1 protein-coding gene is annotated in these 540 nt (G+C 44.6%); it reads right to left on the bottom strand.

The annotated features are described in order from the left end of the window. Positions 1–70 precede the first annotated feature (70 nt). Positions 71–427: a hypothetical protein gene (locus IEY73_RS34865; RefSeq protein ID WP_117674217.1), complete on the bottom strand. Its 357-nt coding sequence runs from the start codon at positions 425–427 to the stop codon at positions 71–73. Between the last annotated feature and the right edge of the window lie 113 nt (positions 428–540).

Raw genomic sequence — 540 nt, 5'->3', positions numbered from 1 at the left:
GCTGATATGCCAAGCAATCTGCAAAGCGGACGCACGCGGTAACGGCGTCCGCCTTGAGACAGGCCCCGGATTACTTGGCACCGGAGTTTTTTCTTACCGGAATGTTATAGGTCTTTTCCGCAAGGTCAATCATGCAGTCGTAGGCGTCACGGGCCATGTTGGACTGCTTCAACTCTACTTCCAGGGACTTGATTTTCCGCTCGAGCTCATGAATACGGTCATGAAGCTCCTGTTCCGTCTGACTTAGTTTCTTGCTCATAATGGGACTTGGTTTATCTTCAATCCCAAAGATACGAAGCCAGCGGCTAATTGTGGTACGTTTCAGACCTTTTTCACGTTCAAATTCACTGTGATTCTGAGAAGAACACATGTATTCTTCCAGATAAGACAGACATTCTGCCTTTGAATACTTTCGATTTTTACGCATGTTACTAAATAAATTGTGTCAACTTATTTAGTACACTACAGTTTGACTTGAAACGCAAGGACGTTTGACTTGAAACGCAAGGACGTTTGACTTGAAACGCAAGTGCGTTTTGA

The sequence above is a fragment of the Mangrovihabitans endophyticus genome (assembly GCF_014646155.1).
In the GTDB taxonomy this organism is placed as follows: Bacteria; Actinomycetota; Actinomycetes; order Mycobacteriales; family Micromonosporaceae; genus Actinoplanes; species Actinoplanes endophyticus.
Note: the sequence above shows the minus strand (reverse complement) of the source record. Positions and strands in the feature narration are given on the sequence as shown.

Excerpts from the sequence above, each read along its gene's own strand:
- IEY73_RS34865 (WP_117674217.1), bottom strand. The coding sequence starts at position 427 with ATGCGTAAAAATCGAAAGTATTCAAAGGCAGAATGTCTGTCTTATCTG.